Origin of the sequence: Streptomyces sp. 4F14, assembly GCF_048159485.1 — a bacterium.
GTDB lineage: Bacteria > Actinomycetota > Actinomycetes > Streptomycetales > Streptomycetaceae > Streptomyces.
This window is the reverse complement of the sequence record NZ_JBLRVY010000397.1, coordinates 1-318: the sequence shown is the minus strand read 5'-3', so window position 1 is coordinate 318 and position 318 is coordinate 1. Positions and strand designations below refer to the sequence as shown.

The window sequence follows — 318 nt, the reverse complement described above, 5'->3', positions numbered from 1 at the left end:
AGTACGGCAGCGACGCCCTCCGGTTCACGCTCGCCCGCGGTGCCAACCCCGGCGTCGACGTTCCGATCGGCGAGGACTGGGTCCAGGGCTCCCGCAACTTCGCCAACAAGATCTGGAACGCCACCCGCTTCGCGCTGATGAACGGCGCCACGGTGGAGGGCCCCCTGCCGGACGCGTCGGCGATGTCGTCCACGGACCGCTGGATCCTGTCCCGCCTGAACTCCGTCGTCGCCGAAGTCGACGCGTTCTACGAGGACTTCCAGTTCGCCAAGCTGTCCGACGCCCTGTTCCACTTCGCGTGGGACGAGGTCTTCGACT

General features: G+C 67.6%; 1 protein-coding gene. It reads left to right on the top strand.

The genetic code is table 11. The features are described 5' to 3' along the window. The coding region (locus tag ACLZOT_RS51285; protein ID WP_416976155.1) for a class I tRNA ligase family protein at nucleotides 1-318 on the top strand (318 nt) is incomplete at both ends.